Here is a 26,109-nt window from a genome sequence, read left to right on the forward strand (position 1 = left end):
GAAGCTTCCGTTATCGAGTTCGACGGCTGAAGAGGTTCCGGCCATAGCCCACCAAAGAGCGGGAGAGCTATGGCCGAATTCTAAACACCGGAGCTACCTTCTCCGGCAATAGCATTCAGAGGCCGTTGTCCTTCAGCACCTGGGCAGCGTTTTCCTTGGTGATCTTCTCGGTCGGCAGAGTGATGGTCTTTTCGACCTTCTCGCCGTTGAGGAACTTGATCGCCTGGCGCAGGCCTTCGGCGCCGGGAGTGACATAGGTGAAGGTCGCCGTCAGCTCGCCCTTGTTCACCATCTGCACGCCTTCATTGGGCAGGCCGTCGATGCCGATGAACTTGATGTCCTTCTCGCGGCCGACATCCTTGGCGGCGAGATAGGCGCCATAGGCCATCGGGTCGTTGTGGCCGTAAACGAGATCGATCTTCTCGTTGCTCTTCAGCGCGTTGGCCATCAGATTGTAGGCCTGGTCCTGCTTCCAGTCGCCCGATTGCTGGTCGAGCAGATATTTGATGCCCGGTTCCTTGTCGGTGAATTCATGGAAACCGTCATGGCGGTCATGCGCCGGCTGGGTGCCCATGCCGCCCCAGATCTCGACGACGTTGCCTGCAGCCTTGCCCTTGCCGCCAAGCAGTTCGACGGCATATTCGCCGGCCGCGCGACCGATCAGCGCGTTGTCGCCGCCGACGAACTGCGTGTAGTCCTTGGTGTCGACATTGCGGTCGAGCACGAAGACCGGGATCTTGGCGTCGATCGCCTGCTGCACGACGCCGGTCAAGCCGGCAGATTCCTTCGGTGACACCAACAGCGCATCGACCTCCTGGCGGATCAGGTTCTCGACATCGGCGACCTGCTTTTCGGTCTTGTCCTCGCCGTCGGTGATGATCAGTTCGACCTCGGGATGCTTGGCGGCTTCGGCCAGGATGTCCTTGTTGAACTGCGCGCGCCAGGGCTCGATGGTCGTCACCTGCGAGAAGCCGATCTTCCACTTCTTGTCCTGGGCGAAGGCATTGCCGGTGGTCAGAAGCGCGGTGGTGGTCAGCAGCGCCGCGGTCAGGGCGGCAAGCTTCAGCATGTCACGTCGTTTCATTTTTTGTTTCCTCCGAGATTGAGAGACGGTGTCTCTTGCGACGGCCGCTTTGCCGCGGCCGTTTCCTTGTGCGCCGATTGCCCGCCGGGCAGGCGCAGATAGGCCAGGAGATCACCGGCATTGCGCTCCTGCACGAGCACGGTGCCGATGATGATCATCCCCTTCAGCACCAGCTGAAGGTTCGAATTGATGTTGTGGAGCTGCAGGATGTTGGAGAGCAGGCCGAAGATCAGCACGCCGCAGAACGTGCCGGTGAGACTGCCGCGGCCGCCCATCAGGCTGGTGCCGCCGATGACCACGGCGGCGATGGCATCGAGCTCCAGCCCGGCGCCGGCATCCGGCTTGCCTTGCCGGTACTGCGCGACATAGAGCACGGCGGCGATGCCGGCGAGCAGCCCGGAGACAGCATAGGTAGCGATCTTGACGCGGCCGGCGGCGATGCCGGAGAGGCGCGCCGCCTCCTCGTTGCCGCCGATGGCGTAGACATAGCGGCCGAACGGCGTGAAGCGCAGCACCGCGCCATAGATCAGGATGGCGCCGAGGAAGAACAGGCCCGGCATCGGGATGATGCCGAACACCAGCGAGCGCAGGATCTCGAAATCGGCGGTCGCGTTGGAGCCGGTATAGACCGGCAGCACCGCATTGTTCTGGCCGGCGGTCAGCCGGGCGATGCCGAGCGCCGTCACCATCATCGCCAAGGTGACGATGAAGGGCTGCAGGCGCCCGGCAACGATGATGAAGCCGTTGAGCGCGCCGCACAGCAGGCCGACGCATGGCGCCACCAGCAGCACGCCGAACACGCCGAATTTCGGATCGATCTGCGGCAGCAGGTACCAAAGCGACAGGCAGCACAGGACCACGCCGACGACGGCGGGCGTGACCACCCCACGAATCCCGTCCAGCCTGATCTCGCGGAGGAGATCGGCGCCGGCGCGGGATTTTGCCAGGTTCTGGAAAATGAAACGGGTGACGACGAAACCGAGGCAAAGCGCCACCAGCGCGACGGTCGGCACGCCCAGCACGACGCCCGGCGTCACGCCTGGAACCGTCAGCAGCATGGCGCAGACCACCGAGCAGATAGCCATCAGCGAGCCGACGGAGAGATCGATGCCGCCGGTGATGATGACAGCCGTCATGCCGGTGGCGATCAGGCCGGTGGTCGACACCTGGCGCAGCACATCGAGCAGATTGCCGTAGGAGAGGAAGATGTTGTTGCCCTTCGAGCTCATCGGCGAGCCGAGCACGCCGATCAGGAAGATGGCGATCAGGCCCCAATAGAGCTTGGTTCGGGACAGGAGTTTCAGGGCAGTCATGCGGCTGGTCTCGATATGGTCCGACGCGGGGCGGCGAGGCGCATGATGGCCTCCTCACTGGCCGCGTCGCGGGAAAGAATGCCTGTCTGGCGGCCATCGGCCATCACCAGGATGCGGTCGGAGAGGTGCAGCAGCTCCGGCAGTTCGGAGCTGATGACGGCGATGGCGAGGCCGTCGCGCGCCAGCCTGAAGATCAGGTCGTAGATCTCGCGCTTGGCGCCGACATCGATGCCGCGCGTCGGCTCGTCGAGCAGCAGCACCCTTGGCCTGGTTGCCAGCCACTTGCCGATGACGACCTTCTGCTGGTTGCCGCCCGACAACGTACCGGCGGGCTGATCGATGTCCCGGCAGCGGATGCCGAGGGCCTCGACCGCCTGCCGCGCCAGCCCCTGCTCGCCGGCCAGCGAGCGGATGCCGAAGCGGGCCAGCGAGCCGACCAGCGGCAGCGCGACATTGTCCGCGATCGAAGCCTGCAGATGCAACCCTTGCGTCTTGCGATCCTCGGTCACCAGCGCGATGCCCAGCCGCCTTGCATCGCGCGGCGAACGGATATCCATGCGCTGGCCGTCGATACGGATTTCGCCGCCGGTGCGGCCATCGCTCGAACCGAAGATCGCTTCCAGGATCTCGGTGCGGCCCGAACCCAGCAGCCCGCCAATGCCAAGGATTTCTCCAGCGGCAAGATCGAAGCCGACGCCGTCGATCACGGTGCGCCAGCCATGCGCATCGGGCTTCGACAGCGACAGGTTTTCGACCGAAAGCACGGTCATGCCAGTGGTGTTGCGCTCTTCCTGGGAGGAAGCAAGCAGGTTGCGGCCGACCATCGCCGAAATGATCGCATCTTCGTCGAGCCTGGCCATCGGCTCGGTCAGCACATGGCGTCCGTCGCGAAACACGGTGACGCGGCCGGCCAGATGCATGACCTCGTCGATGCGGTGCGAGATGTAGACGATGGCGACTCCGCTGTCGGCAAGCTGGCGGATGATGCGGAACAGCCGCTGGCATTCGGCCGGCGACAGCGCCGAGGTCGGCTCGTCCATGATCAGGATGCGCGCCGACATCGACAGCGCCTTGGCGATCTCGACCAGTTGCTGCTCGCCGACACGCAAGGCGCCGACGCGGGCTTGCGGATCGAGTTCGATGCCGAGCCGCTGCAACAAAGCACCCGCCGCGCGGCTGCTTGCCTTGCGGTCGACGATCAGCCCGGCGATCAGCTTCTCGCGGCCGAGGAAAATGTTGTCGGCGACGCTGAGCTCGGGCACCAGGTTGAGCTCCTGATGAATGATGGCGATGCCGGCATCCTCGGCGTCGCGCACTCCGGCGAAGCTGACGGGGCGGCCATCGACGCTGACCGTGCCTTCATAGCCGGTATAGACGCCGGAGAGGATTTTCATCAGCGTCGACTTGCCGGCGCCGTTCTCGCCCATCAAGGCATGAACCTCGCCGCGCCGCAGCTCAAAGCTGACATCGACAAGCGCGGCGATGCCGCCGAAGCTCTTGGAAATGCGCTCGGCACTCAGAACGGTGTCCGACCGATCAGTCGCATCGTGCTGCGGGGAAAGGGAATTGCTCTCTTGCATGACAATGGCGGCCTCCCTTCCGTCGTCGTCAATTTCCCGCAAACGCTAATCTAAACGTTTCGATCATGTCAAGCCGATATAAGGTGCCGGGCGTTTGATGCAATTCGATTCTTGCTTAAAAGGACAGGATTCCGTACGTATTGGCCAGCAAGGGGTGGCGAAACGTTTCGAAAATGACAGCGTCAGGGCAAAAAAGACACCGCAAATCCACCGCGCCCACCATGCTCCATGTGGCTGAAGCGGCGCGGGTTTCTGTCGCCACCGTTTCGGCGCTGATCAATGGCACGGCGACGGTCAGCCCGGAGCTTAGCCAGCGCATCGAGCAGGCGATCCGCGATATCGGCTACAAGCGCAACGCGATCGCCCGCAGCCTGAAGATGGGCACGACCCGCACCATCGGACTGACCGTGCCGCACATCACCAACCCGTTCTTCACCGATGTCGTCTCGGTCATCCAGCAGGCCTTCGACCGGGCCGGCTATGCCGTCATGCTGTGCTGCACGGACGAGGATTTGAACACCCAGGACGACCAGATCAGGCTGCTGCTCGACCGCATGGTCGACGGGCTGATCGTGGCGCGCGTCGGCGACGGCGCGATCCTCAAGCGGATCGTCGACGACGCCAACGTGCCGGTCGTGCTGCTCGATCGTATCTGCAAAGGCGTCGACACCGATGCCGTGGTACTGGACAACCAGCGCGCGGTGTTCGACGCCATCACCTATCTGATCAATCTCGGCCACCGGCGCATCGGTTACATCACCGGCACCTCGGACATCTCGCCGATGCATGACCGCATGGCGGGATATCGCGAGGCGCTTCACGCCGCCGGCCTGCCGATCGCCGAAGAACTGATCCGCTTCGGCAATTTCCATGAGATCGACGGCTATAACGAAACCATGCAGATGCTTTCCTCGCATGATCGGCCAAGTGCTATCTTCTCGGCCAACAACCCGATGGTGATCGGCACCATGAAGGCGATCCGCGACATCGGCCTGTCCTGCCCGGAAGACATTTCGGTCGCCTGCTTCGACGACTTTCCATGGTCCGACGTGTTCCAGCCGCAGTTGACCACGGTGGCCCAGCCGGTGCAGGCGATCGGAGAACAGGCGGCCAATCTGCTTCTCGACCGTCTCGCCGGCAACAGGGACGCGCCGCCGCGCAAGCTTTTGCTCAAGGGCCGGCTGATGATCCGCAATTCATGCCGTCCGCTCGGCGCGATTGCGCAGAGCGTGAGCGCGTAGTCTTTCGCCAGCGTATATTCGTACCAGGAGTTGTCAGGCCGCCTGCGACAGGGATTTGTGCGCCTCGGCCAGGATCTCGAACGATCGCACCCGCGCCGCATGATCAAAAATCTGCGCGGTGACCATCAGTTCGTCGGCGCCGGTGCGGCGCACGAAGGCATCGATGCCTTGCCGCACCGTTTCCGGGGAGCCTACGACGGCGCAGGACAATGCCTGGCCGAGCATTGTCTTTGCCATCGGATCGAGATCGCGGTCATAGTTCTCGACAGGTGGCGGCAGCCGGCCGGCCCGACCGGTGCGCAGATTGACGAAAGCCTGTTGCAGCGAGGTGAACAACAAACGGGCCTCCGCATCGGTGGGCGCGGCGAAGACATTGAGGCCAAGCATGACATGCGGCTTGTCGAGCTGCTCGGACGGCTGGAAGCGCGAGCGGTAGACATCCAGCGCGTGATCCAGCTCCGCCGGCGCGAAATGCGAAGCGAAGGCGTAGGGCAGGCCGAGCATGGCGGCGAGCTGCGCGCCGTAGAGGCTGGAGCCAAGGATCCAGACCGGCACGTCCTGGCCTTCGCCGGGCACGGCTCGGATGCGCTGGCCCTCCTCGGCCGGCTGGAAATAGCCCATCAGCTCGACGACATCCTGAGGGAAATTGTCGACCCCGGCCTCGAGATTGCGGCGCAAGGCACGGGCGGTGCCCATGTCGGTGCCGGGCGCCCGGCCGATGCCGAGATCGATGCGGCCCGGATGCAAGGCGGCCAGCGTGCCGAACTGCTCGGCAATCACCAGCGGCGAATGGTTGGGCAGCATGATACCGCCGGCGCCGACGCGAATGGTCTTGGTGCCGCCGGCGACATGGGCAATGACGACGGCTGTGGCCGCGCTGGCGATACCCGGCATGTTGTGATGCTCGGCCAGCCAGAAACGCTTGTAGCCCAGGCGCTCGGCATGGCGGGCAAGATCGAGCGAGTTGGCCAGCGACTGCGAGGCATCGCTGCCTTCGACGATCGGCGACAGGTCGAGAACGGAAAGAGCGGTCATGGGTGGGATCCTGTGTCAGGACCGCATGTAGGAAGCATCCGGCGGCGCCGCAAATTCAAAAATATTGATCAGCCTTTGACAGCTTCGGGGTCGGCGATGTCGTCCTCCTCGACGACAACCGCGTGCTGCGCGGAGAGAAAATTGCCGACATGGCTAAGCCCGTCGAAATGATCGCAGAATACCTTGATGACGACCAGCAGCGGCACCGCCATCAGGGCGCCGACGAAGCCCCACAGCCATGACCAGAAGGCGATGGCGATCAAGATCGCCACGGCGTTGATCTCCAGGCGCCGGCCGACCACCATCGGCGTCACGAACTGGCCTTCGACGATGTCGCACAAGATCACGAAGGCCGGCGCCAGAAGCGCGTAGAAGATGGTATCGAAGCTGATCAACGCCATGACCGTGACAAGCGCAATGGTGATCAGCGCTCCGACATAGGGCAAGAAGTTGAGCAACGCCGCGGCGGCTCCCCAGACCAGCGGATTGGGCATGCCAAGCGCCCACAGACCGAGAGCGATGACTGTGCCAAGGCCGGCATTGATGATGGTGACGGTGAGCAGATAGTGCGAGATTTCGCGCTCGACGTCATAGACGACGCGCAGCGCCCGTTTCTTTTCGCTGAGGCGGGCGAAGGACTGGATGATCTTTTCATAAAACATCGTGCCGGAGGCGAGCAGGAACAGCGACAGCACGAAGATGATGGTCAGGCCTGTTCCCGCCGACAGGATGTTGCTGGCGGCCGCCGACAGGATGCCGGACTGCGCCACCGCCACCCTCTGAATGCCCGGCTCCTGCGAAGTCTGGGTCAGCTGTTCGATCTGATGCGAAATCTGCATGATCTTCTCGAGCGGGCGGCGCAATTGCGCCAGCCGTTCGGCAAGTTGCTGGCCTATCGAAGAGGTGTTGTTGATGAGGTCGATGATCGGTCCGCTGAGCAGGTAGCCTACGCTGGCAAAGATGCAGATCGACACCAGCACCAGAAGGGTCGCCGAAATCACTTCGGAGATGCCGTGCCTGCGCAGGAGCCTAACGATCGGCGTCAGCGTCAGCGCCAGCAGGAAAGCCAGAATGACCGGCATGAAGAAAGCGCGAGCGAAGTAGAGCGCATAGATGGCCATGAACAGGAAAATGCCGACGAGCAGCGAACGCATCAGATGCGTGTCGGCGCGGGCCGCAACGCGCGAATCCGATTCGTCGGCGACGGCGTGAGCCAAGGCAGCGGGTTCGGTTTTCATGCTCACCCTCGAGCCGGCGCCCTCGGCGATCGGCTATTGCCTGCATGAACGCAGAGTTATGGGCGCAGGTTCCATGAGCCGGCTTCCGGAATGAGGCCGCTCGCACCGGACTCCGGGTCAGGCGACCGGCGCTGCCGGTGCCGGCTCAGCCTTGGCTGTTTCCTTGCGTACGATTGGCGCCACCCTGGTGCCGTAGAGTTCGATCGCCTTCATGATCTTGGCATGCGGCATGGTGCCGATCGCCATTTGCAGCAGGAAGCGGTCGTTTTTGAAGATCCTGTGCTGGGCGACGATCTTCTCAGCCACCTGCTCGGGGCCGCCGACGAACAAGGCCCCGTTCGGGCCACGCGACTGGTCGAAATGCGCTTGGGATGTCGGACCCCAGCCGCGCTCGCGGCCGATGCGGTTCATCACCTCCGCCTGCGGGCCGTAAAAATCGTCGGCCGCCTGCTCGGTCGTCTCGGCGATGAAGCCGTGCACGTTGATGCTGGTGGCGAGGCCCGCCAGATCACTACCGGCGCGCTTGGCGGCTTCGCGGTAGAGATCGAACAGCGGCGCGAAACGCGCCGGCTCGCCGCCAATGATGGCGAGCGCCAGCGGCAGGCCGAGCGCGCCAGCGCGGGCGGCAGACTGCGGCGTGCCGCCAATGGCGATCCAGACCGGCAGCCTGTCCTGGAAGGGCCGGGGATAAACGCCGCGATCGTTGATCGGCGCGCGCAGATTGCCGGACCAGGTGACCTTCACGCTGTCGCGGATGGCAAGCAGCAGATCGAGCTTTTCGGCGAACAGCTCGTCATAGTCCTCGAGGTTGTAACCGAACAGCGGGAAGGATTCGATGAACGAGCCGCGCCCGGCCATGATCTCGGCGCGGCCGCCCGACAGAAGATCGAGCGTGGCGAATTGCTGGAAAACGCGCACCGGGTCGTCGGAGGACAGAACGGTGACCGCGCTGGTCAGCTTGATGCGCTTCGAACGCTCGGCCGCCGCGGCCAAGGCCACGACCGGTGCGGAGGCGGCATAGTCGGGCCGGTGATGCTCGCCGAGGCCGAAGACGTCGAGGCCGACCTGGTCGGCCAGTTCGACCTCCTCGATCAGGTTGCGCAGCCGCTCATGCGGGCCGATTGCGCCGGGGCCCGGCTGCGGGCTGACGTCGGCGAAGGTGTAGAGACCGAGTTCCATCTAATGTCATCCTGATGTTGGAATTTGCCGCTAGACGTAGCCATCCGCCAACCTCGCTGCCAGAGGGGCGACGGTGAACAGTGCATGTCGTTTTCGACTCTATCTCTTCGTCGCAATTCCCAAGGGAAAGCGCTGCGCGCTTTTCCCGGGAAAACCGCTTCACACTTCTCCTGGAATTGCTCCAAAGGCGTCTCCCGGCTGCAACAGCCGACAATTTCATGGCTGCCATGCCGTTTTGGCGCTTGAACTCTCGGTTTTCGCGCGTATGTAAGCGTCGCGAATTGACTTCAGGGAAGTGGACTTGGCTATCTACAGGGAAAAAGACGTTTTCGAGCGGCGCAACGCCGCAAACGAGGCAAAGAAGGCGCTCCTCGAGCGCTTCAAGGCAAAGCCGGCGGCGGATGATCCCGCAGTGCTGGCGCGGCAGGCTGAACGCAAGGCTATCCTTGCGGCTCGCGAAATCCGCGAGGCCGAAAAGGCCCGGCTGAAGCAGGAGAAGCTGGCACGCGAAGCGGTCGAGAAGGCCGAGCGCGAGGCAGCAGCCGAAGCGGCACGTATCGCCGCCGAGGAAGCTGCACAGGCTGAGGCCAAGATTCGGGAATCCGAAGAGAACGAGCGCATCGCCCGTTTTCTGGCCGATGAAGCCGAGCGCAAGGCCAAGCGTGACGCGCGTTATGCGGCACGCAAGCAGCGCACCGGCAGGACGCCGCCGGGCTTCTCGGCCCGCTAGCCTCCAGGCTACGAAGCAATCGGCTTCGAGAATCAGGGTCGCCTCGCAGCGGCCCTGATTGTGTTTGTCCCATGCATGTCGCCCATAAGTGGTCCCGGTTTTGGGAGGACGACATGCATAAAACAAGAAGCGCTATCGGTCAGGCGGCGAACTTCAATCCCATGATGCCGCAGACAATGAGCGCAATGCAGGCCAGCCTGATCGCGGTGGCTGGTTCGCCGAGCAGCCAGATGCCGAGCAGTGCCGTACCGACGGTGCCGATGCCGGTCCACACCGCATAGGCGGTGCCGACGGGCAGCGCCTTCAGCGCCAGGCCGAGCAGAGTGAGGCTGACGACCATCGAGGCAACGGTCAGCACGGTCGGCACCAGCTTCGAGAAGCCATCGGTGTATTTGAGGCCGATTGCCCAGCCGATCTCGAACAGGCCGGCAAAAAAGAGAAGAATCCAAGACATCGACAACGCTCCATCAGAGCATCGGACCGAAAAGTGATTTTCGGCGTCCGACGATCAGTCAAACAATGGCGGGTCGTCCCATCCGGATTTTGGGGAAGCGCGAGGTCGTCCCCGCCATGCCAATATAGGAATTTCGGGCGCTCGATCAACAACGACCGGCAACAGCGCTGCCGGTCGCAATCCCATTTCGAAGCAAATCGGCCGGACTTACTTGTCCTTGAGCTTCATCGCCTTCACCGGCGGCGCCTTCAGGGCCGGAGCCGGGGCGGGCTTCTTGGCGTCCTTCTTCGGCTTGCGGGCTTCCTTGCCTGCCTTCATCGCACCTTTAGCCATGATTCGTTCCTCCTGATGTGGGAAGCGAAGTGAAACAAGAGAACCGCCGGACTGCAAGGGGTTAGCGACTGCTGCCGCCGTCAGCGGCTCGCTTTCAACCGGTTTCTAATTTGCTCGTAAACCATGGCGGTCCATGCCATGGTTGTCTTCGCACTGCAGCATCAACCCGTGCCTCCGCCCGGTGATCGTCAGGCAGGCCGTCAGGACGACAATGCGAATTCACATCGGCTGCGAGATGAGCTTCGACTTTCCGCAGGAAACGCCGCTCATCGCAATGCTGAATGTCCACTATTCGCGTGCCTCCGATCTCGAGCGGCCGGATTTCCTGATCTCCAACCCGCCGGTGCCGATCGAAAGCTATCGCGACAGTTTCGGCAACTGGTGCAACCGGTTCGTTGCGCCGCCCGGGCGTTTCACCTTCGGCACCGACGCGGTGATCCGCGATCCCGGCACTTTCGAGATGGGCGACCTGATGGCCTGGCAGCACGAGGTGCGCGATCTGCCGGCGGACACGCTGCTGTTTCTGCTGCCCAGCCGTTTTTGCGAAAGCGACCTTCTGGCTGATGAAGCGTGGCGGCTGTTCGGCAACACGCCGCTGGGCATTCCGCGCGTGCAGGCGGTCTGCGACTTCGTCCACAATCACATCGTCTTCAACTACGGCAATGCTCGGCCGACACGCACCGCCGCGGAAGCCTATCGCGAACAGAGCGGCGTGTGCCGCGACTATGCGCATCTCGCGGTCACCTTCTGCCGGGCACTCAACATCCCGACGCGCTATTGCACCGGCTACATCAGCGACATCGGTATGCCGAAACCATGGGCGAGCATGGATTTCTGCGCCTGGATGGAAGTCTATCTCGGCGGCCGCTGGCATGTCTTCGACCCGCGCAACAATGCACCGCGCATCGGCCGCATCCTGATCGCCTCCGGCCGCGACGCCGCCGACGTTCCGTTGACCCATATATTCGGGCCGGGAACGCTTGCCGGCTTCAAGGTGTGGACCAGCGAGATCATCGAGTAGTCGTTCTGCCTACCAGTCTCTAACGACAAACCTCTTTAACGACCGCCGTTTTTGAACGAGCCAGCGGTTCACACGTTGTGGTGGCTGTGGAGCTTCTTCCATCTGACCATTAGACTGGGTGTGCATCGAATGGGGACAGCACCATGGCCGGGCACGGCGGCTCAAAAAAGGTGATCTACGCGGCGCTCGCCGGCAATTTCGCCATCGCGCTGACCAAGTTCGCCGCCGCCGCCTTTACCGGCAGTTCGGCGATGCTGTCGGAGGGCGTGCATTCGCTGGTCGATACCGGCAATGGCGGCCTGCTGCTCTACGGCATGCACCGTGCCGCCCGCCCGGCCGACCGGACGCATCCTCTCGGTCACGGCCGGGAACTCTACTTCTGGAGCTTCATCGTCGCGCTCCTCGTCTTCGCGCTGGGCGCCGGCGTGTCGTTCTACGAAGGCGTGATCCATATGATGGCGCCGGAGCCGGTCGCCAACGCCGAGGTGACCTACATCGTGCTCGGCCTTTCCTTCCTGTTCGAAGGCAGTTCGTGGTGGGTGGCGCTGAAAGAGTTCCGCCAGCAGAAGGGCAAGCAGGGCTGGCTGCGGGCGGTGCAGTCGAGCAAGGACCCGAGCGTCTACACCGTGCTGTTCGAGGACAGCGCAGCACTTCTCGGCCTGATCGTCGCGTTCGCCGGCATCCTGGCGGCGGAAGTTCTGGAGATGCCGGAACTCGACGGCGCCGCCTCCATCGGCATTGGGCTGATCCTGGGCGCGACGGCAATCTTCCTGGCCCGCGAAAGCAAGGGCCTGCTGATCGGCGAGCCGGCCTCGCTCGAGGTGCAGATGAAGGTGCTGGCGATCGCCCAGCAGGATCCGGCGGTGCAGCGGGCGAACGGCGTCCTGACCGTCCATATGGGGCCGGCAGAGATCGTCGCCGGCCTGAGCATCGAGTTCGAGGACCATTTGACGGCGCCCGAGATCGAAGCTTGCGTCGAGCGCCTGGAGGCGCAGCTGAAGAAGGAGATGCCGGAGATCACACGGCTGTTCGTCAAGCCGCAGACGTCAGGCACCTGGGAGCAGCGGCGCAGGCTGATCGAGAACGCATCCGATCCGGCTCTGGACTAGCGCTGCGCCATTGCCTCACGGTCTTCCCCCGCTAGGATTAAAGGGACTTTGGAGGAGCGAAGATGAAAATCGACGGCGGCTGCCATTGTGGCGCCATCACCTACGAGGCGGAGGTCGACCCGGAGAACACCGGAATCTGCCACTGCACCGATTGCCAACAACTGACCGGAACGGCTTTTCGCGTGACCGTGGGCGCGCCGGAAGGCCACTACCGGATCACCAAGGGTGCGCCAAAGGTCTATATCAAGACAGGATCGAGCGGCGACAAGCGCGCGCAGGGCTTTTGCGGCGAGTGCGGCTCGCATCTCTACGCGACATCGGTTGGCGACGGGCCGAAGGTTTATGGCATCCGGGTCGGCACGGCGCGGCAACGTGAACAGCTGGTCCCGAGACGGCAAAGCTGGCACCGCTCGGCGCTGCCCTGGTTGCCGGAATTCCCAGGTATGACGACCAAGGAAGAGCAGTAGGGCGGATCCGGCGCTGCTGCTCAGTCGTCGCCTTCGACGACCCTCAGCCTGAGCTGCCCGGTTTTCGAATCGGCAACGCGCGCGCCAGTATCGACTTTCGCGGCGGGAGCCCGTGACGCTGCGTCCGCGGCGGCATCGCCGTCGGGCTGCGCGCCGAACTCCAGCGCTTCGATCTTCTGGCCGCGCTTGGTGACCTTCGACGTCGAAACCAGGATGTCGTCGATGTCCTTGGCCGACTGGCCGAAATGGACCTGCAGCTTGCGCACCCGCTCATCGACACGCGCGACATCCTCCATCAGCCGAATGACCTCGCCCTGGATCAGATGCGCCTGTTCGCGCATGCGGGCATCCTTGAGGATCGCCTGGATGACCTGGATCGACAGCATCAGCAGCGACGGCGAGACGATGACGATTCGGGCACGGTGCGCCTTATGGACGATCGCCTCGAAATTCTCGTGGATCTCGGCGAACACCGATTCCGACGGCACGAACATGAAGGCCGTGTCCTGCGTCTCGCCCTGGATCAGGTATTTTTCCGAGATATCGCGGACATGGATCTCGATGTCGCGGCGGAAGGCCTGCGAGGCGGCCTTCTGCAGGTCGGCGCCGTCGGCGGCGCGGATGGCATTCCAGGCCTCGAGCGGAAACTTGGCGTCGATGGCCAGCGACGGCGCGCCGTTCGGCATCTTCACCAGGCAGTCGGGACGGCTGCCGTTCGACAGCGTCGCCTGGAATTCATAGGCGCCATGCGGCAGGCCGTCGGCAACGATCGCCTCCATGCGCGACTGGCCGAAAGCACCGCGCGTCTGCTTGTTGGAGAGGATCGCCTGCAGCTGCACGACCTGGCCGGCGAGCGATTGGATGTTGCCCTGCGCGACATCGATGATAGCCAGCCGCTCCTGCAACTTGGCCAGGCTCTCATGCGTGGATTTCGTCTGCTCGGTCATGGTCTGGCCGAGCCGGCCGGTCATGGCGTCCAGGCGCTGGCCGATCGATTGCGTCAGCTCCGCCTGCCGTGCGCCGAACACTTCCGCAATGGCGCCCATGCGACCCTGCATTTCGGCCTGGCTTTGCAGAATTCCGGCCATCCGCGCCTCGGCATCGCGGGCATGATCGGCGGCTTCCGCAGCCGCCACGGCGCGCGCCTTCGCCGACCGCCACAGCGCAATGACCAGCGCCACGAACAGGGCCAGAAACAGCAAAGCGCCGAAGGCCAGCGCATGGCCGAGCGTGATGGTTGTGGCGCCAAGCCGGGCGACAGGCTCCGAAAGGATGGTGCTCAAATCATTCATGTGGACAGCATAGACGATTCGCCGCGATAGCACAGATCAAAACGTGAACGAGCCTCATGCCAACCGGTTGACGCTTTTCGCTGGAGGTCTTACGTGGAACGCCATGCCGATCAAGCCGCTCATCATCCTTCCCGACCCCATCCTGCGCCAGGTTTCCCAACCGGTGGAGCGTGTCGACGCGCCCCTGCGCAAATTAGCCGACGACATGCTGGCGACCATGTATGACGCACCGGGCATCGGTCTGGCGGCAATCCAGATCGGCGAGCCGCTGCGCTTGCTGGTGATCGATCTCGCCAAGGAAGACGAGACGCCGGCGCCGCATGTCTTCATCAATCCGGAAATCCTGGAGAGCGCCGATGCGCGCTCCGTCTACGAGGAAGGCTGCCTGTCGATCCCGGATTATTACGCCGAGGTCGAACGCCCGGCCGCCGTACGGGTCAAGTATCTCGACCGCGACGGCAAGCTGCAGGAGATGGAGGCCGAGGGCCTGATGGCCACCTGCCTGCAGCATGAGATCGACCACCTCAATGGCGTCCTGTTCATCGACCACATCTCGAAGCTGAAGCGCGACATGGTGGTGAAGAAATTCAAGAAGCTCGCCAAGGACAAAGCGCCGGGCAAGCTGGTGGGATAGGGCATGCTCTGTCGGAGCACGGCCCCTCCGATCAGCCTCGGCGGTTCAGCTTCACGAACCTTCGATTGAAAATACCGACTTGCTGTGATATCAGTGATATCACGTAGGAGGTGTCTATGGGTGACATGCTGATCCGTGGGATCAATCCGGAATTGAAACGGCGTCTCGAGGAAAGTGCGCGGCTGAACAGGCGCAGCCTTTCGGAGGAAGCGGTCGTCTTGATACAGAAGGGTTTTGCAACACAATTTGCTGGCGCCGAAAAAGTCGGCGATCGCCTCTATTCGCTCGTCGGCGATGATCGTTTCACAAGCGACGAGATTCAGGAAATAGCGAGGTCGCGAAGTGAGGCCGATCGTGGGCCGCCTGATTTCCGTTGACCGAAATGATTATACTGGACACCAACGTCATATCGGACGTGCTATCGCGGCAACGGAGCAAAAACGTTCTCAACTGGTTGAATGGCCAAGAGCCTGCGACCCTTTTCCTCTCCACCATTGTTTTTGCAGAGCTCTATTTCGGAGCCTACCTCGTTCAGGAGGCCATCCGGCGGGATGGTCTTCTCCAAAGCATTTCGAGGATCCGGGGCGAATTTTCGGGTCGGATCCTGGTTTTTGGGGATCTGCCCGCAGAACACTATGGCCGCATTGCCGCGGCAAGACGACTCGCTGGCAGACCTGTCGAAACCAAGGACGCGATGATAGCTGCGATCTGCCAGGTGCACGACGCCACGCTTGCCACCCGCAACGTTCGAGACTTCGACGGACTTGACCTGAAGCTGGTAAACCCGTTTGAAGCCTGAGCTGACTTCCCGGCGCAGGTAGAGAGAAGGTCTCGGAAGAAAAATGCCCCTTCGCGTCATCTTCATGGGCACGCCGGAGTTTTCGGTGCCGACTTTGCGCGCGATCGCCGAGGCTGGCCATGAGATATCAGTCGTCTATACCCAGCCGCCGCGCGCTGCCGGACGGCGCGGGCTGGAGCTGACACCGTCGCCGGTGCAGCGCGAGGCGGAGCGACTGGGCATCGAGGTGCGAGCGCCGGTTTCGCTCAAAGGCGAGGCCGAGCAGACCGCCTTCCGTGCCTTGCGGGCCGACGTCGCTGTGGTCGTCGCCTATGGCTTGCTGCTGCCGAAGGCGGTTTTGGAGGCGACCCGGCTCGGCTGCATCAACGGCCATGCCTCGCTTCTGCCGCGCTGGCGCGGTGCCGCGCCTATCCAGCGCGCCATCATGGCCGGCGACCTGGAAAGCGGCATGATGGTGATGCGCATGGAAGAGGGGCTGGACACCGGCCCGGTCGGGCTGATTGAAAAATGCGCCATCGAACCCGATATGACAGCCGGCGATTTGCATGATCGGTTGATGAGCGTCGGTGCTGCCTTGATGGTGGAAGCGCTGGCGCGGTTGGAAGGGAACACCCTGACATTCACCACACAAGCTGTGGAGGGGGTGACCTACGCCAAGAAAATCGATAAATCCGAGACTCGCGTGGACTGGACTCGCTCAGCAAGTGAGGTCCACAATCATATTCGCGGCCTGTCGCCCTTTCCCGGCGCCTGGTCGGAGATAGGAATTGGCGGCCGCCGGGAGCGGCTGAAACTGCTTCGCTCGACGCTGTCGCAAGGCCTGTCGCTTTGGGAAGAGTTGGGCGAGTCGGGAGGAATTCTCGATGACCGGCTGACGGTCGCCTGCGGGGCAGGCGCGATCAGGCTGGTCGAAGTTCAACGGGCGGGCGGAAAGCCCGCTGCCGCGTCGGAATTCCTGCGCGGGGCCAAGATCGAAAAAGGACTGAAATTCTCATGAGCATGATGTCGATACGCGCGGCAACGCCGCGGGATCGCGAGGCCATCCGCCTCGTCGAGGAACACGCTTTCGGCCAGCAGGCGGAGGCCGGTCTGGTCGACGCGCTGGTGACTGGCGGCAACGCTGTTGCCGAACTGGTGGCGGAAGAGGACGGCCAGGTGGTCGGCCACATCCTGTTTTCGCGGCTGTTCGTCCAGAATGGCGGCAAGACCTTCGCCGCCGTGGCGCTCGCGCCGCTGGCGGTGGAGCCCTCGTTCCATGGCAGCGGCATCGGCGGCGCGCTGATCCGCGAGGCGCATATCCGCCTCAGGGATGCCGGCGAAACGCTGGCCGTGGTGCTCGGCGACCCCACCTATTACGGGCGTTTCGGATATAGCCACACGCGTGCCGAGAACTTCGAGAGCGAATACCAGGGCGAAGCGCTGCAGGCGCTGGCTTGGGGCGACGCGCCTGACGCCGGCAGGCTGGTATACGCCTCCGCCTTCACCGCTCTCGCCGCCTAGAACAGTCCACCGTTTCATGGAAACGGCGAACTGCTCTACCTCTTTGTTTGAACGCAATTCCGAACGGAAAACCGTTTCACACTTTTCCTGGAATTGCCCGAGGCGAGAGCTCTAGTCGCAAATGCCGCGTTTTCGCCTCGACATCGAATATGATGGCAGCCTGTTTGCCGGCTGGCAGCACCAGGCGGATCAGCCTTCGGTGCAACAGGCGATCGAGCGGGCGATCGAAAAATTCTGCGGCGAAGCGATCAGGCTGCGCGCCGCCGGCCGCACCGATGCCGGCGTGCATGCGACAGCGCAGGTGGCGCATGTCGATCTCGTCAAGGCGTGGCCGGGCGACAAGGTGCGCGATGCCGTCAACGCCCATCTGCAGGCGGCCGGGGCGCGCATCGCCATCTTGAAAGCGACGGTCGTTTCCGACAGCTTCGACGCCCGCTTCTCGGCCATCGGCCGCCACTATCTCTACCGCATCCTAAACCGCCGTGCCCCGGCCGCGCTCGACAAGGGCAAGGTGTGGTGGGTGCCGAAGCGGCTCGACGCCGGCGCCATGCACGAAGCGGCGAAAGTCCTGCTCGGACGGCATGACTTCACCACCTTCCGCTCGACCCAGTGCCAGGCCAACAGCCCGATCAGGACGCTGGAACGGCTCGATGTGAGCCGACAGGGCGACATAGTCGAGGTCAGGGCTTCGGCGCGCTCGTTCCTGCACAACCAGGTGCGTTCGATGGTCGGCTCACTGAAGCGCGTCGGCGACGGCGGCTGGAGCGCGGCCGACCTGAAAACGGCGCTCGAGGCGCACGACCGCGCCGCCTGCGGCCAGGTGGCGCCGCCCGACGGGCTGTTTCTCACCGGTGTCGATTATCCAGTCGAGACGAGCCCGGACAGGCTCTGAACTCCGACATCGTCCGGCACGGTGATGCCGAGCAGCGTCTGCAGGCCGAACAGCACCAGCAGCGAGGCGATGAACATGCCGACGAAAACGGCGGTGCCGACCGATGCGCCCCTGCCGATCGTGGCGTTGGTCATGCGCCAGGTCAGCACCATCGACAGGGCAAACAGGAACAGCGACACAAGGCTCGCAGCCTGGCTTGCGGACGACAGGAAAAGCCGGATCAGCGCCGAGGGCAGCATCAGCCAGGCGGTGATGGCCGAAGCCCAGTTGCTGGCGACGACGTAGTGGACGAAGCGGCCGCCGATGCCGGCGCGCGGCGCGATCAAAGCGAGCGCAACCAGCGGCAGCACCCAGGAGCCGATGTCGACCGTCGCCAGGCGCACCAGCATGCTGAAGCGCCCCGCGAAGGCGTCGGGATCGCCGATTTCGTTGGCGATGCCGACCCAGCCGACGATCAGCGCCGGTGCTGCAACGACAATGGCGAAGAAGGAATTCCAGAAGCCGTCGGCCGATAGGTCGAGCAGGCGCAGGCCGTCGGCCTTGCCGAGCATCAATCGCCAGGCGCCCGTCAGCGAAGCTTGGGTTTCGTCCGCCGAAAGCATGCCGTTCAGCCCTGTCCGAACCAGTCTTCTATGAAGCGCTGGTAAATTTGCGTCAGCGTTTCGAGATCGGCAATGGCGACGCGCTCGTCGACCATGTGCATTGTCTTGCCGACCAGCCCGAACTCGACCACCGGACAATAGTCCTTGATGAAACGCGCGTCGGACGTTCCACCGGAGGTGGACAGCGTCGGCTCCTTGCCGACCGCCGACTTGATCGAGCCGCGCAGCGTGTCGATCAGCCTGTCGTCACGTGTCAGGAAGACATGGCTCGGCCGGTCGCGCCAGACGAGTTCGTAGTCGACCGGCGTCTTCTTGCCCTGCCGGTACTTCTTGCGCCTAGCCGCCTGGTCGAGCCGGTTGTGGATCTCGGCCTGCAAGGTCTCATCAGTCCAGGTGTCGTTGAAGCGGATGTTGAAGGTCGCGGTCGCTTTGGCCGGGATGACATTGGTGGCCGGGTTGCCGACGTCGATGGAAGTGATCTCCAGATTGGTCGGCTGGAAATCCCTGGTTCCCTTGTCGAAAACCGGATGCAGCAAGGCGTCGACCAGGCTCATCAGCCCGCGCACCGGATTGTCGGCAAGCAAGGGATAGGCGACATGGCCCTGGCGGCCATTGACGGTGACCGCGCCGGACATCGAGCCGCGGCGGCCGATCTTGATCATGTCGCCGAGAGCGTCCGGATTGGTCGGCTCGCCGACGACAGAGGCATCCCATTTCTCGCCCCGCGAAGCCGCCCATTCGAGCAGCTTCACCGTGCCGTTGATCGCGGGGCCTTCCTCGTCGCCGGTGATCAGCAGCGAGACCGACCCTTTCGGACCGCCATTGGCCTCGACATGGCGCGCCACGGCGGCGATGAAACAGGCAATGCCGCCCTTCATGTCGACGGCGCCGCGGCCATACATCTCGCCATTGGCGATCTCGGCGGCGAAAGGCGGATGCGTCCAAGCGGCTTCGTCGCCGACAGGCACCACGTCGGTGTGTCCGGCGAACATCAGATGCGGGCCATTGCCGGAGCGCCTTGCATAGAGGTTTTCGATATCGGGCGTGCCGTCTTCGGAAAACACCGGCCGATCGACCAGGAAGCCGAGCGGTTTGAGCATCGTCTCCAGCGCGGTCAGCGCGCCGCCCTCAGCGGGCGTCACCGAAGCGCAACGGATAAGGGCGGCGAGGTTTTCGGCGGGATCGGTCGGCAGCGTCATGGCAAAAGCGATAGTCGAAAGCGCAGGGCCTGTCACGGCCAGACATAGGGGCCAGCGTCATGGCTGGCGATACCGCCGATATTATGGTTTTCATGTCTTATAGTTGCGACCCGGCGCGGGCGGCAGGATGGCAGACAAGCACAAACGGATCGTCATAGCCGGTGCCGGCAGCATCGGCTGCTATGCCGGCGGCTGCCTGGCGCTGGCCAACCGAGAGGTCATTCTGCTGGCTCGGCCTCGCATCGAGGCAGCGTTGCGGCAGGGTGGATTGCGGGTCAGCGACCTCCAGGGCCCCGATCGCTCGATCAAGCCCGAGGCGCTTGTCGTCACCGCCGATCCGGCCGTCGCCCTGCCGCCGGCGGACGTGATCCTGGTCACGGTCAAGAGCGGCGCCACCCAGGATATGGCGGACCTCATCAAGGCCCATGCCCGCCCCGATGCCGTGGTGATCAGCCTGCAGAACGGTGTCGGCAATGCCGACAGGCTGCGCGCTGAACTTGCCGGACGTACGGTGCTGGCCGGCATGGTGCCGTTCAATGTGGTGCAGTCGCCGGACAGCGAACTGCCGCTGCGCGTTCACCGCGCCAGCGACGGCACGGTAATGGTCGAGGATGGCGACGCCGGCTTGGCCGACCTGCTTGGAGTCGAAGGGTTTGCGGTCGAAACCCGTGGCGACATGAAGGCTGTGCTGTGGGGCAAGCTGCTGATGAATTTGAACAACGCACTGGTGGCGCTTTCCGGCCTGCCGCTGACGGCCGAACTGGCCGATCGGCGCTGGCGGCTGATCCTGGCCAGCCAGATCGACGAGGCGCTCACGGCGATGAAAGCGACCGGCATCGAGCCGGCGCGGATCGCCGGCCTGCGGCCGGCGCTGCTGCCGAAGGTGCTCAGGCTGCCTGACTGGCTGTTCAAGCTTCTGGCGCGGCGCATGCTGGCGATCGACGCGCAGGCGCGCTCGTCGATGTGGGACGATCTTCAGCGCGGCCGGCCGACGGAGATCGACGACTTGCAAGGCGCCATCTTGCAGCTGGCGGGGAAGGTCGGCACGCCCGTGCCGACGGTTCAGCGGATCACCGCCTTGGTGCGCGCGGCGGAAGCGGAGCGGCTTGGCTCGCCGGGCCTGCCGCCGGAGCAGGTTGTTGCACCGGCCGGCCGTCGATCAACGTGATCTTCTGCCAGATTTTCCGCGACAGGTTTGACGCCAGGTTCTCGATGTCGTTGACGCCGTCGATGACCACGTCGTCATTGACCGACTGTGCGAACAATGCGGCGATCTTGCCCGTGATCGACAGCATTTCGGAGCAATAATCGAGGTAACGGGCCAGGTCGGCGGCATTGGTGATGCGGGCGGGCGAATGCGACGTCGGCTTGAAATCGGCCGACAGCGCCGCCGGATCCTTGGTCAGCTGATGCATGTCGATGACGTGGATCAGCGAGCGCAGGCCATGCAGCTGGCGAAAGACCTGCTTGCGCTTGATGCGCTCCTCGGAGCGGATCAAGGCGAGAAATCCGACAATGGCGAGGATGAACATGTTGAGCGAAGCTTCGATGCCTTGCACCGACTGGACGGCATCACCGGGTTTGGAAATGCGGTCGAATGGCAGGACGGTGCCGACGAAGATGAACATCAATGCGCCGGCAACGACAGCGGCGACGATGAGGCCGCGCAGCCACCAGATCGGCGCTTCCAGGGCCTTGGCGCCCTGTGCCAGATCGCGCGACAGCGAGACCAGTTCGGCGGCAACGCCGCGCAGGCCGGCCTTGGGGAAACGCTCCGCAACACGCGTCTCCAGCCGTTCCGCGGTCTCGATGATCAGCTTCGGATCAAGCGTGCGGTAGCGCATGTCCGATCGGCCCTCAGGATTGTTCCGGCTCGTTGGTGCGCCGGCCATAGCGGTTGGGTCCAGGCTGCCCCGGAAACAGGCACAACACAAGGAAGGCGACGATCGACACTACCGGCACGAACAGGATCAGCGCGGCAATGCCCGGCTTGTCCAAATCGTGCAGCCGCTTCACCGCCAGGGCGATGTTCGACCACAGCGAGGCGATGAAGGCGACGAAGAAGATGAACGACCACATGTTGCTCTCGGCCGAACCTTCCGGCACTAGCGTGAAGCGGTAGAGCGGGAAGGCCTGGATGATGGCGACGAGCAACCCGCCAAGAAAATAGGCCGCGCGACTGACGCGGCCCGAGGTTTTGAAGAAAAGCCAGGTGAGATCTGATCTGTCAGGCAAGCGGGTCCGGTCCATATTGATTGGCGCCCCTGGCGCCTTCGAGAATGCCGCATTCCACCAGAAACCAGATCGGGCCGATGAGCGGCACCAGCATGATCAGGCTCCACCAGCCCGACTTGCCGCGATCATGCCAGCGCTTGGCGTAGACTGCGAGTGCGAAATAGATCGAGGCCAGAGCGATGAGAATGCCGATGATGCCGATCTGGGCGCCACTGGCGGTGGTGATGCGTGTACCGAGAATCGCATCGAGAATAAAGGCAACGATGCCAATGACGATGAAAACGCCAATCGCGGCCCAGAACTTGCCACGGGTTATGCGACCATCAAAACTTGTGAGCAGATCCTTCCAGTCCATGTCACCCCTCCATGTTGAACCAGCGCGACCGATTGTCGCGCCGGCGGAAGGTGCGCTCGCTTTGCGCAAAGATCAATCGCGCAGCAATTCGTTGATCGAGGTCTTGGAGCGGGTCTTGGCGTCGACACGCTTGACGATGACGGCGCAGTAGAGGCTCGGACCTGGCTCGCCGTTAGGAAAGGACTTGCCCGGCATCGTTCCGGCGACGACGACGGAATTCGGCGGCACTTCGCCATAGAAGATCTCGCCGGTGGCGCGGTCGACGATCTTGGTCGACTGGCCGATGAAGACGCCCATGCCGAGCACCGAGCCTTCGCGCACGATGCAACCTTCGACCACTTCCGAACGCGCGCCGATGAAGCAATTGTCCTCGATGATGGTCGGACCGGCCTGCATCGGCTCCAGCACGCCGCCGATGCCGACGCCGCCGGAAAGATGCACGTTCTTGCCGATCTGGGCACAGGAGCCTACCCCGACCCAGGTGTCGATCATGGTGCCGGTATCGACATAGGCGCCGACATTGACGAAGGACGGCATCAGCACGGCGCCCGGCGCGATATAGGCCGAGCGACGCACGATCGACCCCGGCACGGCACGAAAGCCCGACTTTTCGAAATCGACAGCGCCCCAGCCATCGAACTTCGACGGCACCTTGTCCCACCACATCGCTTCGCCGGGACCACCCTTGATGATCTCCATCGGATTGAGCCGGAAGGACAACAGCACGGCCTTCTTCAGCCACTGGTTGACATGCCACTTGCCGTCGGCCTGCCGCTCGGCGACGCGGACGGCGCCGCGGTCGAGCAGGTCGAGCGCCGACTGGATGGCATCGCGCGTTTCGCCGCGCGTCGCAGTCGAAATCGCGTCGCGTTCCTCGAAGGCCTTCTCGATGGTCTTTTCGAGGCTCGCCAGATCGGGCTTCGACATGAATTCGCTCCATTACCAAGCTGTTAAGGGGCTGCGCCTTAACCTGTTTTGAAAGTCGCGCGGACCCCATGCATGCTTCGCATGCTTGCGTCTTTGCATGTAGCAGGTTCTTGTCACAAAACCGCGGGACACTTTTGCGGAACCTGCTTATGTGAAGCCTTGGTGAGGGTCAATCGCGGCTGCGTCATGGGGCGGCGCAAGTTAAGAATTTGGACGGGTAGAGCATATGACACCTATGGAAAAGGCGGGCTGGACGCCACTGCCGCATTCGGACGAGGATCTGGAGCGGTCGAAGAGTGTGCCGGACACGCCGCAGACGCGTGCCGAAACCTACCGGCTCGCCTGGAACGATCCCGACTTCATGACGCGGCGCGAGTTGCGCGCGGTCCGGCTGCAACTCGAACTCCTGAAACCGGAGATGATCCTGGCCGAACGCGGCATCCGTTCGACGGTGATCCTGTTCGGCGGCGCGCGCCTGCCGGAACCCGGCGGCGAGGCCTGGGCGGCCAAGAACGAGACGCAGAAGAAGAACCTCGAGGAAAACAGCAAATACTACGAGGAAGCGCGCAAATTCGCCCGCCTCTGCTCGCAGCAGTCGGCTACCTCCTATTACCGCGAATATGTCGTGGTGACCGGTGGCGGGCCCGGCGTGATGGAAGCGGGAAACCGCGGCGCCGACGATGTCGGCGCGCCGTCGATCGGCCTCAACATCGTCCTGCCGCACGAGCAGGCGCCGAACATCTATGTGACGCCGGAGCTCTGCTTCAACTTCCATTATTTCGCTATCCGCAAGATGCATTTCGTCATGCGCGCCAAGGCGGTCGCGGTGTTTCCGGGCGGCTTCGGCACGATGGACGAATTCTTCGAGACGCTGACCCTGATCCAGACAGGGCGCATGGAGCGCGTGCCGGTGATCCTGTTCGGCAAATCCTTCTGGAAGCGGGCGATCAATCTCGATTTTCTCGCCGAGCAGGGCACGATCAGCCCCGGCGATCAGGACATCATCGACTTCGTCGACACCGCCGACGAAGCCTGGGGGATCATCAGCCGGTTCTACAAGCTGGGGGAGTAGGGCAGTGGGGAATTGAAGAGCTGGTGAATTGAAGAACTGGGGAACTTGATCCGTGGAGACCGTCCTTCATTCTTCAATTCTTCAATTCTTCAATTCCCCTCTTCCTTCCCCCTCCACAATCGCCGTCAGAAACCCCGCCAGATCGTCGGTTACGAAATCGACATCATCCTCGTTGGCCGGGTCGCGCTCCCAGATCTCGGCAAAGGTCGGCTCGAAATTGCGCGGCACGATAAGCACCGTGGTCATGCCGAGCGACTTCGGCACCGACAGGTTACGGGCAAGGTCTTCGAACATCACCGCATTGTGGCCGGTGACGGCGTGCAGTTCGGCGAACTTCTCGTAGGTCTGGCGCGCCGGCTTGGGATTGAGCCCGGCGGCGACGATGTCGAAGATGTCGTCGAAATGGTCGAGGATGCCGAGTTGGCGCGCGGTGCGCTCGGCGTGCCTGCGGTCGCCATTGGTGAAGATGAACTTGCGGCCCGGAAGCTGGCGGATGGCGGTGCCGAGAACGGGATCGGGCACCAGCCATGAATAGTCGATGTCGTGGACCTTCTCGAGGAAATCGTCGGGGTCGATGCCATGACGTGTCATCAGGCCGTTCAGCGTCGTGCCATATTCGCGGTAGAGTTCCTTCTGCAACTTGCGCGCATCGTCGCGCGGCAATGCCAACAGTTCGCCGACATAGGCGGTCATCTTGACGTCGATCTGCGAGAACAGATTCGAATGATGCGGATAGAGCGTGTTGTCGAGATCGAAGACCCAGTCGGTGACATGGGCGAAGCGGGCGGGGTCAGGGAGCGTGGTCATAGGCTCCTTATGGCATGAAACGCGCATTCCGAAAGCGACTTTATCCACAACTTCTGCTCGTTGAGGTTGCGTAAATCGCCTCACGATTCAAATTTTAGGCATCTGGGAAAGGTGGCCTTCAGGGCTTGCTGGCAGAGAGGCAGTCTTGTGGGAGCAAGCGATGAACAGCATAATTCTGAGATCCGCCGCCGTTGCTTTCGCCTCAGTCGCGGCCTCTCTCCTGCTGACCCTGATCATCGTTCCGGCCATGGGATTTCCGGTCAATCGTACGATCTGGCTGACCTCCACCCTCTGTCCGCTGGTGCTGGCGTGGGCCGCCAGCGCAAGCACTTTCTGGCAAAGCGACAGGCTGAAAAACGCGCATCGCGATCTCGCCCGCGCTCATGCCCAGCTCGCCGCCGCGCATCGCCGACTGGCGGAAAAGGCGAGCCGCGACGACATGACCGGCATGCTCAACCGGGAAAGTTTCTTTGCCGCGCTTGACGGTTCGCGCCGCAAGTCCGATCGCGGCGCGCTGCTGATCATCGACGCCGACCACTTCAAGACCATCAATGACAATTTTGGCCACCTGACCGGCGATGACGCGCTGCTTTTGATCGCCAGCGCGATCCAGCGCGGCGTGCGCAGCGGCGATGTGCTCGGCCGCATCGGCGGCGAGGAGTTCGGCGCCTTTCTGATCGGCGCCACCGAGCAGGAGGCCAAGCGCGTCGCCGAGCGCATTCGCCGCGAAGTCGAGCTGATCCGCTTCCGGCCCGTCGACGAGCGGACCATCCCGCTCACGGTCAGCATCGGCGGCACCATCTGCGGCGAGGAAGCCAGTGTGTCGGAGCTGATGCGCGCCGCCGACCGGCGCCTCTACCAGGCCAAGCACCAGGGCCGCAATCTGACGATCATCGATACCGGCATTTCCGAGGCGGCGTGATCCGATCTGCCGCAACCGGCCCGTTAAGCAAACTCTAACCCTGTTTGCACTCGGTTGTACCGCTTAGCCGGGTTTTCACTGCTTCACGG

General features: G+C 63.2%; 30 protein-coding genes. 14 read left to right on the forward strand and 16 right to left on the reverse strand.

Annotation, left to right across the window (positions count from 1 at the left end):
* Positions 1–115: 115 nt before the first annotated feature.
* From NKI66_RS13765 to NKI66_RS13775, 3 genes are read right to left on the reverse strand one after another with little or no spacing between them, the layout of a single operon-like run.
* On the reverse strand, positions 116–1,084 hold the full coding sequence (locus NKI66_RS13765) for a substrate-binding domain-containing protein (protein ID WP_023810744.1): 969 nt from the start codon (positions 1,082–1,084) through the stop codon (positions 116–118).
* Positions 1,081–2,397: an ABC transporter permease gene (locus NKI66_RS13770; protein WP_128304196.1), complete on the reverse strand. Its 1,317-nt coding sequence runs from the start codon at positions 2,395–2,397 to the stop codon at positions 1,081–1,083. The genes NKI66_RS13765 and NKI66_RS13770 overlap by 4 nt, the downstream gene beginning before the upstream one ends.
* Entirely contained in the window at positions 2,394–3,977 is a 1,584-nt protein-coding gene (locus tag NKI66_RS13775) for a sugar ABC transporter ATP-binding protein (protein ID WP_023810746.1), read from the reverse strand. Before NKI66_RS13775 ends, NKI66_RS13770 begins: the two co-directional genes overlap by 4 nt.
* Before the next feature lie 221 nt (positions 3,978–4,198).
* On the opposite strand from NKI66_RS13775, the gene NKI66_RS13780 reads away from it, so the two are divergent.
* Positions 4,199–5,218, forward strand: coding sequence for a LacI family DNA-binding transcriptional regulator (locus NKI66_RS13780; RefSeq protein WP_023810747.1), 1,020 nt, complete (start codon positions 4,199–4,201; stop codon positions 5,216–5,218).
* A 33-nt stretch (positions 5,219–5,251) separates the two neighbouring features.
* Here the strand turns inward: NKI66_RS13780 and NKI66_RS13785 are convergent, their stop codons facing one another.
* The 3 genes from NKI66_RS13785 to NKI66_RS13795 all read right to left on the reverse strand — a co-directional run bounded on the left by NKI66_RS13785 (position 5,252) and on the right by NKI66_RS13795 (position 8,670).
* On the reverse strand, positions 5,252–6,253 hold the full coding sequence (locus NKI66_RS13785) for an LLM class flavin-dependent oxidoreductase (RefSeq protein ID WP_023810748.1): 1,002 nt from the start codon (positions 6,251–6,253) through the stop codon (positions 5,252–5,254).
* 68 nt (positions 6,254–6,321) lie between these two features.
* Positions 6,322–7,491, reverse strand: coding sequence for an AI-2E family transporter (locus NKI66_RS13790; RefSeq protein ID WP_023810749.1), 1,170 nt, complete (start codon positions 7,489–7,491; stop codon positions 6,322–6,324).
* A 117-nt stretch (positions 7,492–7,608) separates the two neighbouring features.
* On the reverse strand, positions 7,609–8,670 hold the full coding sequence (locus NKI66_RS13795; protein ID WP_352751939.1) for an LLM class flavin-dependent oxidoreductase: 1,062 nt from the start codon (positions 8,668–8,670) through the stop codon (positions 7,609–7,611).
* A gap of 301 nt (positions 8,671–8,971) precedes the next feature.
* On the opposite strand from NKI66_RS13795, the gene NKI66_RS13800 reads away from it, so the two are divergent.
* Positions 8,972–9,400 carry a DUF6481 family protein gene (locus NKI66_RS13800; RefSeq protein ID WP_023761392.1) on the forward strand — a complete coding sequence of 143 codons (429 nt, stop codon included), beginning with the start codon at positions 8,972–8,974 and terminating at the stop codon, positions 9,398–9,400.
* A 139-nt stretch (positions 9,401–9,539) separates the two neighbouring features.
* Here the strand turns inward: NKI66_RS13800 and sugE are convergent, their stop codons facing one another.
* Entirely contained in the window at positions 9,540–9,854 is a 315-nt protein-coding gene (sugE, locus tag NKI66_RS13805) for a quaternary ammonium compound efflux SMR transporter SugE (protein ID WP_013528463.1), read from the reverse strand.
* Positions 9,855–10,061: 207 nt separating this feature from the next.
* Complete coding sequence (locus NKI66_RS13810) at positions 10,062–10,187, reverse strand: hypothetical protein (RefSeq protein WP_013528464.1); 126 nt, start codon at positions 10,185–10,187, stop codon at positions 10,062–10,064.
* A 211-nt stretch (positions 10,188–10,398) separates the two neighbouring features.
* On the opposite strand from NKI66_RS13810, the gene NKI66_RS13815 reads away from it, so the two are divergent.
* The 3 genes from NKI66_RS13815 (at position 10,399) to NKI66_RS13825 (ending at position 12,784) form a co-directional block, all read left to right on the forward strand.
* Positions 10,399–11,208, forward strand: coding sequence for a transglutaminase-like domain-containing protein (locus tag NKI66_RS13815; protein ID WP_023810752.1), 810 nt, complete (start codon positions 10,399–10,401; stop codon positions 11,206–11,208).
* 143 nt (positions 11,209–11,351) lie between these two features.
* Positions 11,352–12,317, forward strand: coding sequence for a cation diffusion facilitator family transporter (locus NKI66_RS13820; RefSeq protein ID WP_023810753.1), 966 nt, complete (start codon positions 11,352–11,354; stop codon positions 12,315–12,317).
* Positions 12,318–12,379: 62 nt separating this feature from the next.
* On the forward strand, positions 12,380–12,784 hold the full coding sequence (locus tag NKI66_RS13825; protein WP_023810754.1) for a GFA family protein: 405 nt from the start codon (positions 12,380–12,382) through the stop codon (positions 12,782–12,784).
* Between the two features lie 20 nt (positions 12,785–12,804).
* Here NKI66_RS13825 and NKI66_RS13830 read toward each other — a convergent pair whose 3' ends face one another.
* Positions 12,805–14,076 carry a DNA recombination protein RmuC gene (locus tag NKI66_RS13830; protein ID WP_023810755.1) on the reverse strand — a complete coding sequence of 424 codons (1,272 nt, stop codon included), beginning with the start codon at positions 14,074–14,076 and terminating at the stop codon, positions 12,805–12,807.
* A 103-nt stretch (positions 14,077–14,179) separates the two neighbouring features.
* Between NKI66_RS13830 and def the strand changes: the two genes are divergently transcribed.
* From def to truA, 6 genes are all read left to right on the forward strand, one after another.
* The gene (gene def, locus NKI66_RS13835; protein ID WP_023810756.1) at positions 14,180–14,710 is read left to right on the forward strand and encodes a peptide deformylase; all 531 of its coding nucleotides are present in this window, start codon (positions 14,180–14,182) and stop codon (positions 14,708–14,710) included.
* Between the two features lie 116 nt (positions 14,711–14,826).
* Entirely contained in the window at positions 14,827–15,087 is a 261-nt protein-coding gene (locus tag NKI66_RS13840; RefSeq protein ID WP_023810757.1) for a hypothetical protein, read from the forward strand.
* A 5-nt stretch (positions 15,088–15,092) separates the two neighbouring features.
* Complete coding sequence (locus tag NKI66_RS13845) at positions 15,093–15,509, forward strand: type II toxin-antitoxin system VapC family toxin (protein WP_023810758.1); 417 nt, start codon at positions 15,093–15,095, stop codon at positions 15,507–15,509.
* A gap of 43 nt (positions 15,510–15,552) precedes the next feature.
* Positions 15,553–16,506 carry a methionyl-tRNA formyltransferase gene (fmt, locus tag NKI66_RS13850; RefSeq protein WP_023810759.1) on the forward strand — a complete coding sequence of 318 codons (954 nt, stop codon included), beginning with the start codon at positions 15,553–15,555 and terminating at the stop codon, positions 16,504–16,506.
* Positions 16,503–17,009 carry a GNAT family N-acetyltransferase gene (locus tag NKI66_RS13855; RefSeq protein WP_023810760.1) on the forward strand — a complete coding sequence of 169 codons (507 nt, stop codon included), beginning with the start codon at positions 16,503–16,505 and terminating at the stop codon, positions 17,007–17,009. Before fmt ends, NKI66_RS13855 begins: the two co-directional genes overlap by 4 nt.
* 121 nt (positions 17,010–17,130) lie before the next feature.
* Positions 17,131–17,901: a tRNA pseudouridine(38-40) synthase TruA gene (gene truA, locus NKI66_RS13860; RefSeq protein WP_023810761.1), complete on the forward strand. Its 771-nt coding sequence runs from the start codon at positions 17,131–17,133 to the stop codon at positions 17,899–17,901.
* Here the strand turns inward: truA and NKI66_RS13865 are convergent.
* Positions 17,868–18,503: a hypothetical protein gene (locus NKI66_RS13865; protein WP_023810762.1), complete on the reverse strand. Its 636-nt coding sequence runs from the start codon at positions 18,501–18,503 to the stop codon at positions 17,868–17,870. The genes truA and NKI66_RS13865 overlap by 34 nt on opposite strands.
* Before the next feature lie 5 nt (positions 18,504–18,508).
* Positions 18,509–19,702, reverse strand: a complete 1,194-nt coding sequence (gene dapE, locus NKI66_RS13870) for a succinyl-diaminopimelate desuccinylase (RefSeq protein ID WP_023810763.1) — start codon at positions 19,700–19,702, stop codon at positions 18,509–18,511.
* 127 nt (positions 19,703–19,829) lie between these two features.
* On the opposite strand from dapE, the gene NKI66_RS13875 reads away from it, so the two are divergent.
* Positions 19,830–20,870 (forward strand): 2-dehydropantoate 2-reductase, encoded by a 1,041-nt coding sequence (locus tag NKI66_RS13875; RefSeq protein WP_023810764.1) that lies wholly within the window; start codon positions 19,830–19,832, stop codon positions 20,868–20,870.
* On the opposite strand, the gene NKI66_RS13880 is transcribed toward NKI66_RS13875, so the two are convergent.
* From NKI66_RS13880 to dapD, 4 genes are all read right to left on the reverse strand, one after another.
* Positions 20,773–21,546: a hypothetical protein gene (locus NKI66_RS13880; protein ID WP_023810765.1), complete on the reverse strand. Its 774-nt coding sequence runs from the start codon at positions 21,544–21,546 to the stop codon at positions 20,773–20,775. The genes NKI66_RS13875 and NKI66_RS13880 overlap by 98 nt on opposite strands.
* Positions 21,547–21,559: 13 nt before the next feature.
* Positions 21,560–21,937 (reverse strand): DUF805 domain-containing protein, encoded by a 378-nt coding sequence (locus tag NKI66_RS13885; RefSeq protein WP_023810766.1) that lies wholly within the window; start codon positions 21,935–21,937, stop codon positions 21,560–21,562.
* On the reverse strand, positions 21,930–22,292 hold the full coding sequence (locus tag NKI66_RS13890) for a DUF805 domain-containing protein (RefSeq protein ID WP_023810767.1): 363 nt from the start codon (positions 22,290–22,292) through the stop codon (positions 21,930–21,932). Before NKI66_RS13890 ends, NKI66_RS13885 begins: the two co-directional genes overlap by 8 nt.
* A 72-nt stretch (positions 22,293–22,364) precedes the next feature.
* Positions 22,365–23,219 (reverse strand): 2,3,4,5-tetrahydropyridine-2,6-dicarboxylate N-succinyltransferase, encoded by an 855-nt coding sequence (gene dapD, locus NKI66_RS13895; RefSeq protein WP_023810768.1) that lies wholly within the window; start codon positions 23,217–23,219, stop codon positions 22,365–22,367.
* A 226-nt stretch (positions 23,220–23,445) separates the two neighbouring features.
* Between dapD and NKI66_RS13900 the strand changes: the two genes are divergently transcribed.
* Positions 23,446–24,291 carry an LOG family protein gene (locus NKI66_RS13900; RefSeq protein WP_023810769.1) on the forward strand — a complete coding sequence of 282 codons (846 nt, stop codon included), beginning with the start codon at positions 23,446–23,448 and terminating at the stop codon, positions 24,289–24,291.
* Positions 24,292–24,372: 81 nt separating this feature from the next.
* Here the strand turns inward: NKI66_RS13900 and NKI66_RS13905 are convergent, their stop codons facing one another.
* Positions 24,373–25,098 (reverse strand): pyrimidine 5'-nucleotidase, encoded by a 726-nt coding sequence (locus tag NKI66_RS13905; RefSeq protein WP_023810770.1) that lies wholly within the window; start codon positions 25,096–25,098, stop codon positions 24,373–24,375.
* A 160-nt stretch (positions 25,099–25,258) separates the two neighbouring features.
* Between NKI66_RS13905 and NKI66_RS13910 the strand changes: the two genes are divergently transcribed.
* Positions 25,259–26,020, forward strand: a complete 762-nt coding sequence (locus tag NKI66_RS13910) for a GGDEF domain-containing protein (RefSeq protein ID WP_023810771.1) — start codon at positions 25,259–25,261, stop codon at positions 26,018–26,020.
* The last annotated feature ends 89 nt before the right edge of the window (positions 26,021–26,109 follow it).

Origin of the sequence: Mesorhizobium sp. M0518 (genome assembly GCF_040321125.1) — a bacterium.
Taxonomy (GTDB): domain Bacteria; phylum Pseudomonadota; class Alphaproteobacteria; order Rhizobiales; family Rhizobiaceae; genus Mesorhizobium.

What these genes read in the sequence shown, in the direction of transcription:
- NKI66_RS13765 (WP_023810744.1), bottom strand. Translation starts at nt 1,084, where the DNA reads ATGAAACGACGTGACATGCTGAAGCTTGCCGCCCTGACCGCGGCGCTG.
- NKI66_RS13770 (WP_128304196.1), bottom strand. Translation starts at nt 2,397, where the DNA reads ATGACTGCCCTGAAACTCCTGTCCCGAACCAAGCTCTATTGGGGCCTG.
- NKI66_RS13775 (WP_023810746.1), bottom strand. Translation starts at nt 3,977, where the DNA reads ATGCAAGAGAGCAATTCCCTTTCCCCGCAGCACGATGCGACTGATCGG.
- NKI66_RS13780 (WP_023810747.1), top strand. Translation starts at nt 4,199, where the DNA reads ATGCTCCATGTGGCTGAAGCGGCGCGGGTTTCTGTCGCCACCGTTTCG.
- NKI66_RS13785 (WP_023810748.1), bottom strand. Translation starts at nt 6,253, where the DNA reads ATGACCGCTCTTTCCGTTCTCGACCTGTCGCCGATCGTCGAAGGCAGC.
- NKI66_RS13790 (WP_023810749.1), bottom strand. Translation starts at nt 7,491, where the DNA reads ATGAAAACCGAACCCGCTGCCTTGGCTCACGCCGTCGCCGACGAATCG.
- NKI66_RS13795 (WP_352751939.1), bottom strand. Translation starts at nt 8,670, where the DNA reads ATGGAACTCGGTCTCTACACCTTCGCCGACGTCAGCCCGCAGCCGGGC.
- sugE (WP_013528463.1), bottom strand. Translation starts at nt 9,854, where the DNA reads ATGTCTTGGATTCTTCTCTTTTTTGCCGGCCTGTTCGAGATCGGCTGG.
- NKI66_RS13810 (WP_013528464.1), bottom strand. Translation starts at nt 10,187, where the DNA reads ATGGCTAAAGGTGCGATGAAGGCAGGCAAGGAAGCCCGCAAGCCGAAG.
- NKI66_RS13815 (WP_023810752.1), top strand. Translation starts at nt 10,399, where the DNA reads ATGCGAATTCACATCGGCTGCGAGATGAGCTTCGACTTTCCGCAGGAA.
- NKI66_RS13820 (WP_023810753.1), top strand. Translation starts at nt 11,352, where the DNA reads ATGGCCGGGCACGGCGGCTCAAAAAAGGTGATCTACGCGGCGCTCGCC.
- NKI66_RS13825 (WP_023810754.1), top strand. Translation starts at nt 12,380, where the DNA reads ATGAAAATCGACGGCGGCTGCCATTGTGGCGCCATCACCTACGAGGCG.
- NKI66_RS13830 (WP_023810755.1), bottom strand. Translation starts at nt 14,076, where the DNA reads ATGAATGATTTGAGCACCATCCTTTCGGAGCCTGTCGCCCGGCTTGGC.
- def (WP_023810756.1), top strand. Translation starts at nt 14,180, where the DNA reads ATGCCGATCAAGCCGCTCATCATCCTTCCCGACCCCATCCTGCGCCAG.
- NKI66_RS13840 (WP_023810757.1), top strand. Translation starts at nt 14,827, where the DNA reads ATGGGTGACATGCTGATCCGTGGGATCAATCCGGAATTGAAACGGCGT.
- NKI66_RS13845 (WP_023810758.1), top strand. Translation starts at nt 15,093, where the DNA reads ATGATTATACTGGACACCAACGTCATATCGGACGTGCTATCGCGGCAA.
- fmt (WP_023810759.1), top strand. Translation starts at nt 15,553, where the DNA reads ATGCCCCTTCGCGTCATCTTCATGGGCACGCCGGAGTTTTCGGTGCCG.
- NKI66_RS13855 (WP_023810760.1), top strand. Translation starts at nt 16,503, where the DNA reads ATGAGCATGATGTCGATACGCGCGGCAACGCCGCGGGATCGCGAGGCC.
- truA (WP_023810761.1), top strand. Translation starts at nt 17,131, where the DNA reads ATGCCGCGTTTTCGCCTCGACATCGAATATGATGGCAGCCTGTTTGCC.
- NKI66_RS13865 (WP_023810762.1), bottom strand. Translation starts at nt 18,503, where the DNA reads ATGCTTTCGGCGGACGAAACCCAAGCTTCGCTGACGGGCGCCTGGCGA.
- dapE (WP_023810763.1), bottom strand. Translation starts at nt 19,702, where the DNA reads ATGACGCTGCCGACCGATCCCGCCGAAAACCTCGCCGCCCTTATCCGT.
- NKI66_RS13875 (WP_023810764.1), top strand. Translation starts at nt 19,830, where the DNA reads ATGGCAGACAAGCACAAACGGATCGTCATAGCCGGTGCCGGCAGCATC.
- NKI66_RS13880 (WP_023810765.1), bottom strand. Translation starts at nt 21,546, where the DNA reads ATGCGCTACCGCACGCTTGATCCGAAGCTGATCATCGAGACCGCGGAA.
- NKI66_RS13890 (WP_023810767.1), bottom strand. Translation starts at nt 22,292, where the DNA reads ATGGACTGGAAGGATCTGCTCACAAGTTTTGATGGTCGCATAACCCGT.
- dapD (WP_023810768.1), bottom strand. Translation starts at nt 23,219, where the DNA reads ATGTCGAAGCCCGATCTGGCGAGCCTCGAAAAGACCATCGAGAAGGCC.
- NKI66_RS13900 (WP_023810769.1), top strand. Translation starts at nt 23,446, where the DNA reads ATGACACCTATGGAAAAGGCGGGCTGGACGCCACTGCCGCATTCGGAC.
- NKI66_RS13905 (WP_023810770.1), bottom strand. Translation starts at nt 25,098, where the DNA reads ATGACCACGCTCCCTGACCCCGCCCGCTTCGCCCATGTCACCGACTGG.
- NKI66_RS13910 (WP_023810771.1), top strand. Translation starts at nt 25,259, where the DNA reads ATGAACAGCATAATTCTGAGATCCGCCGCCGTTGCTTTCGCCTCAGTC.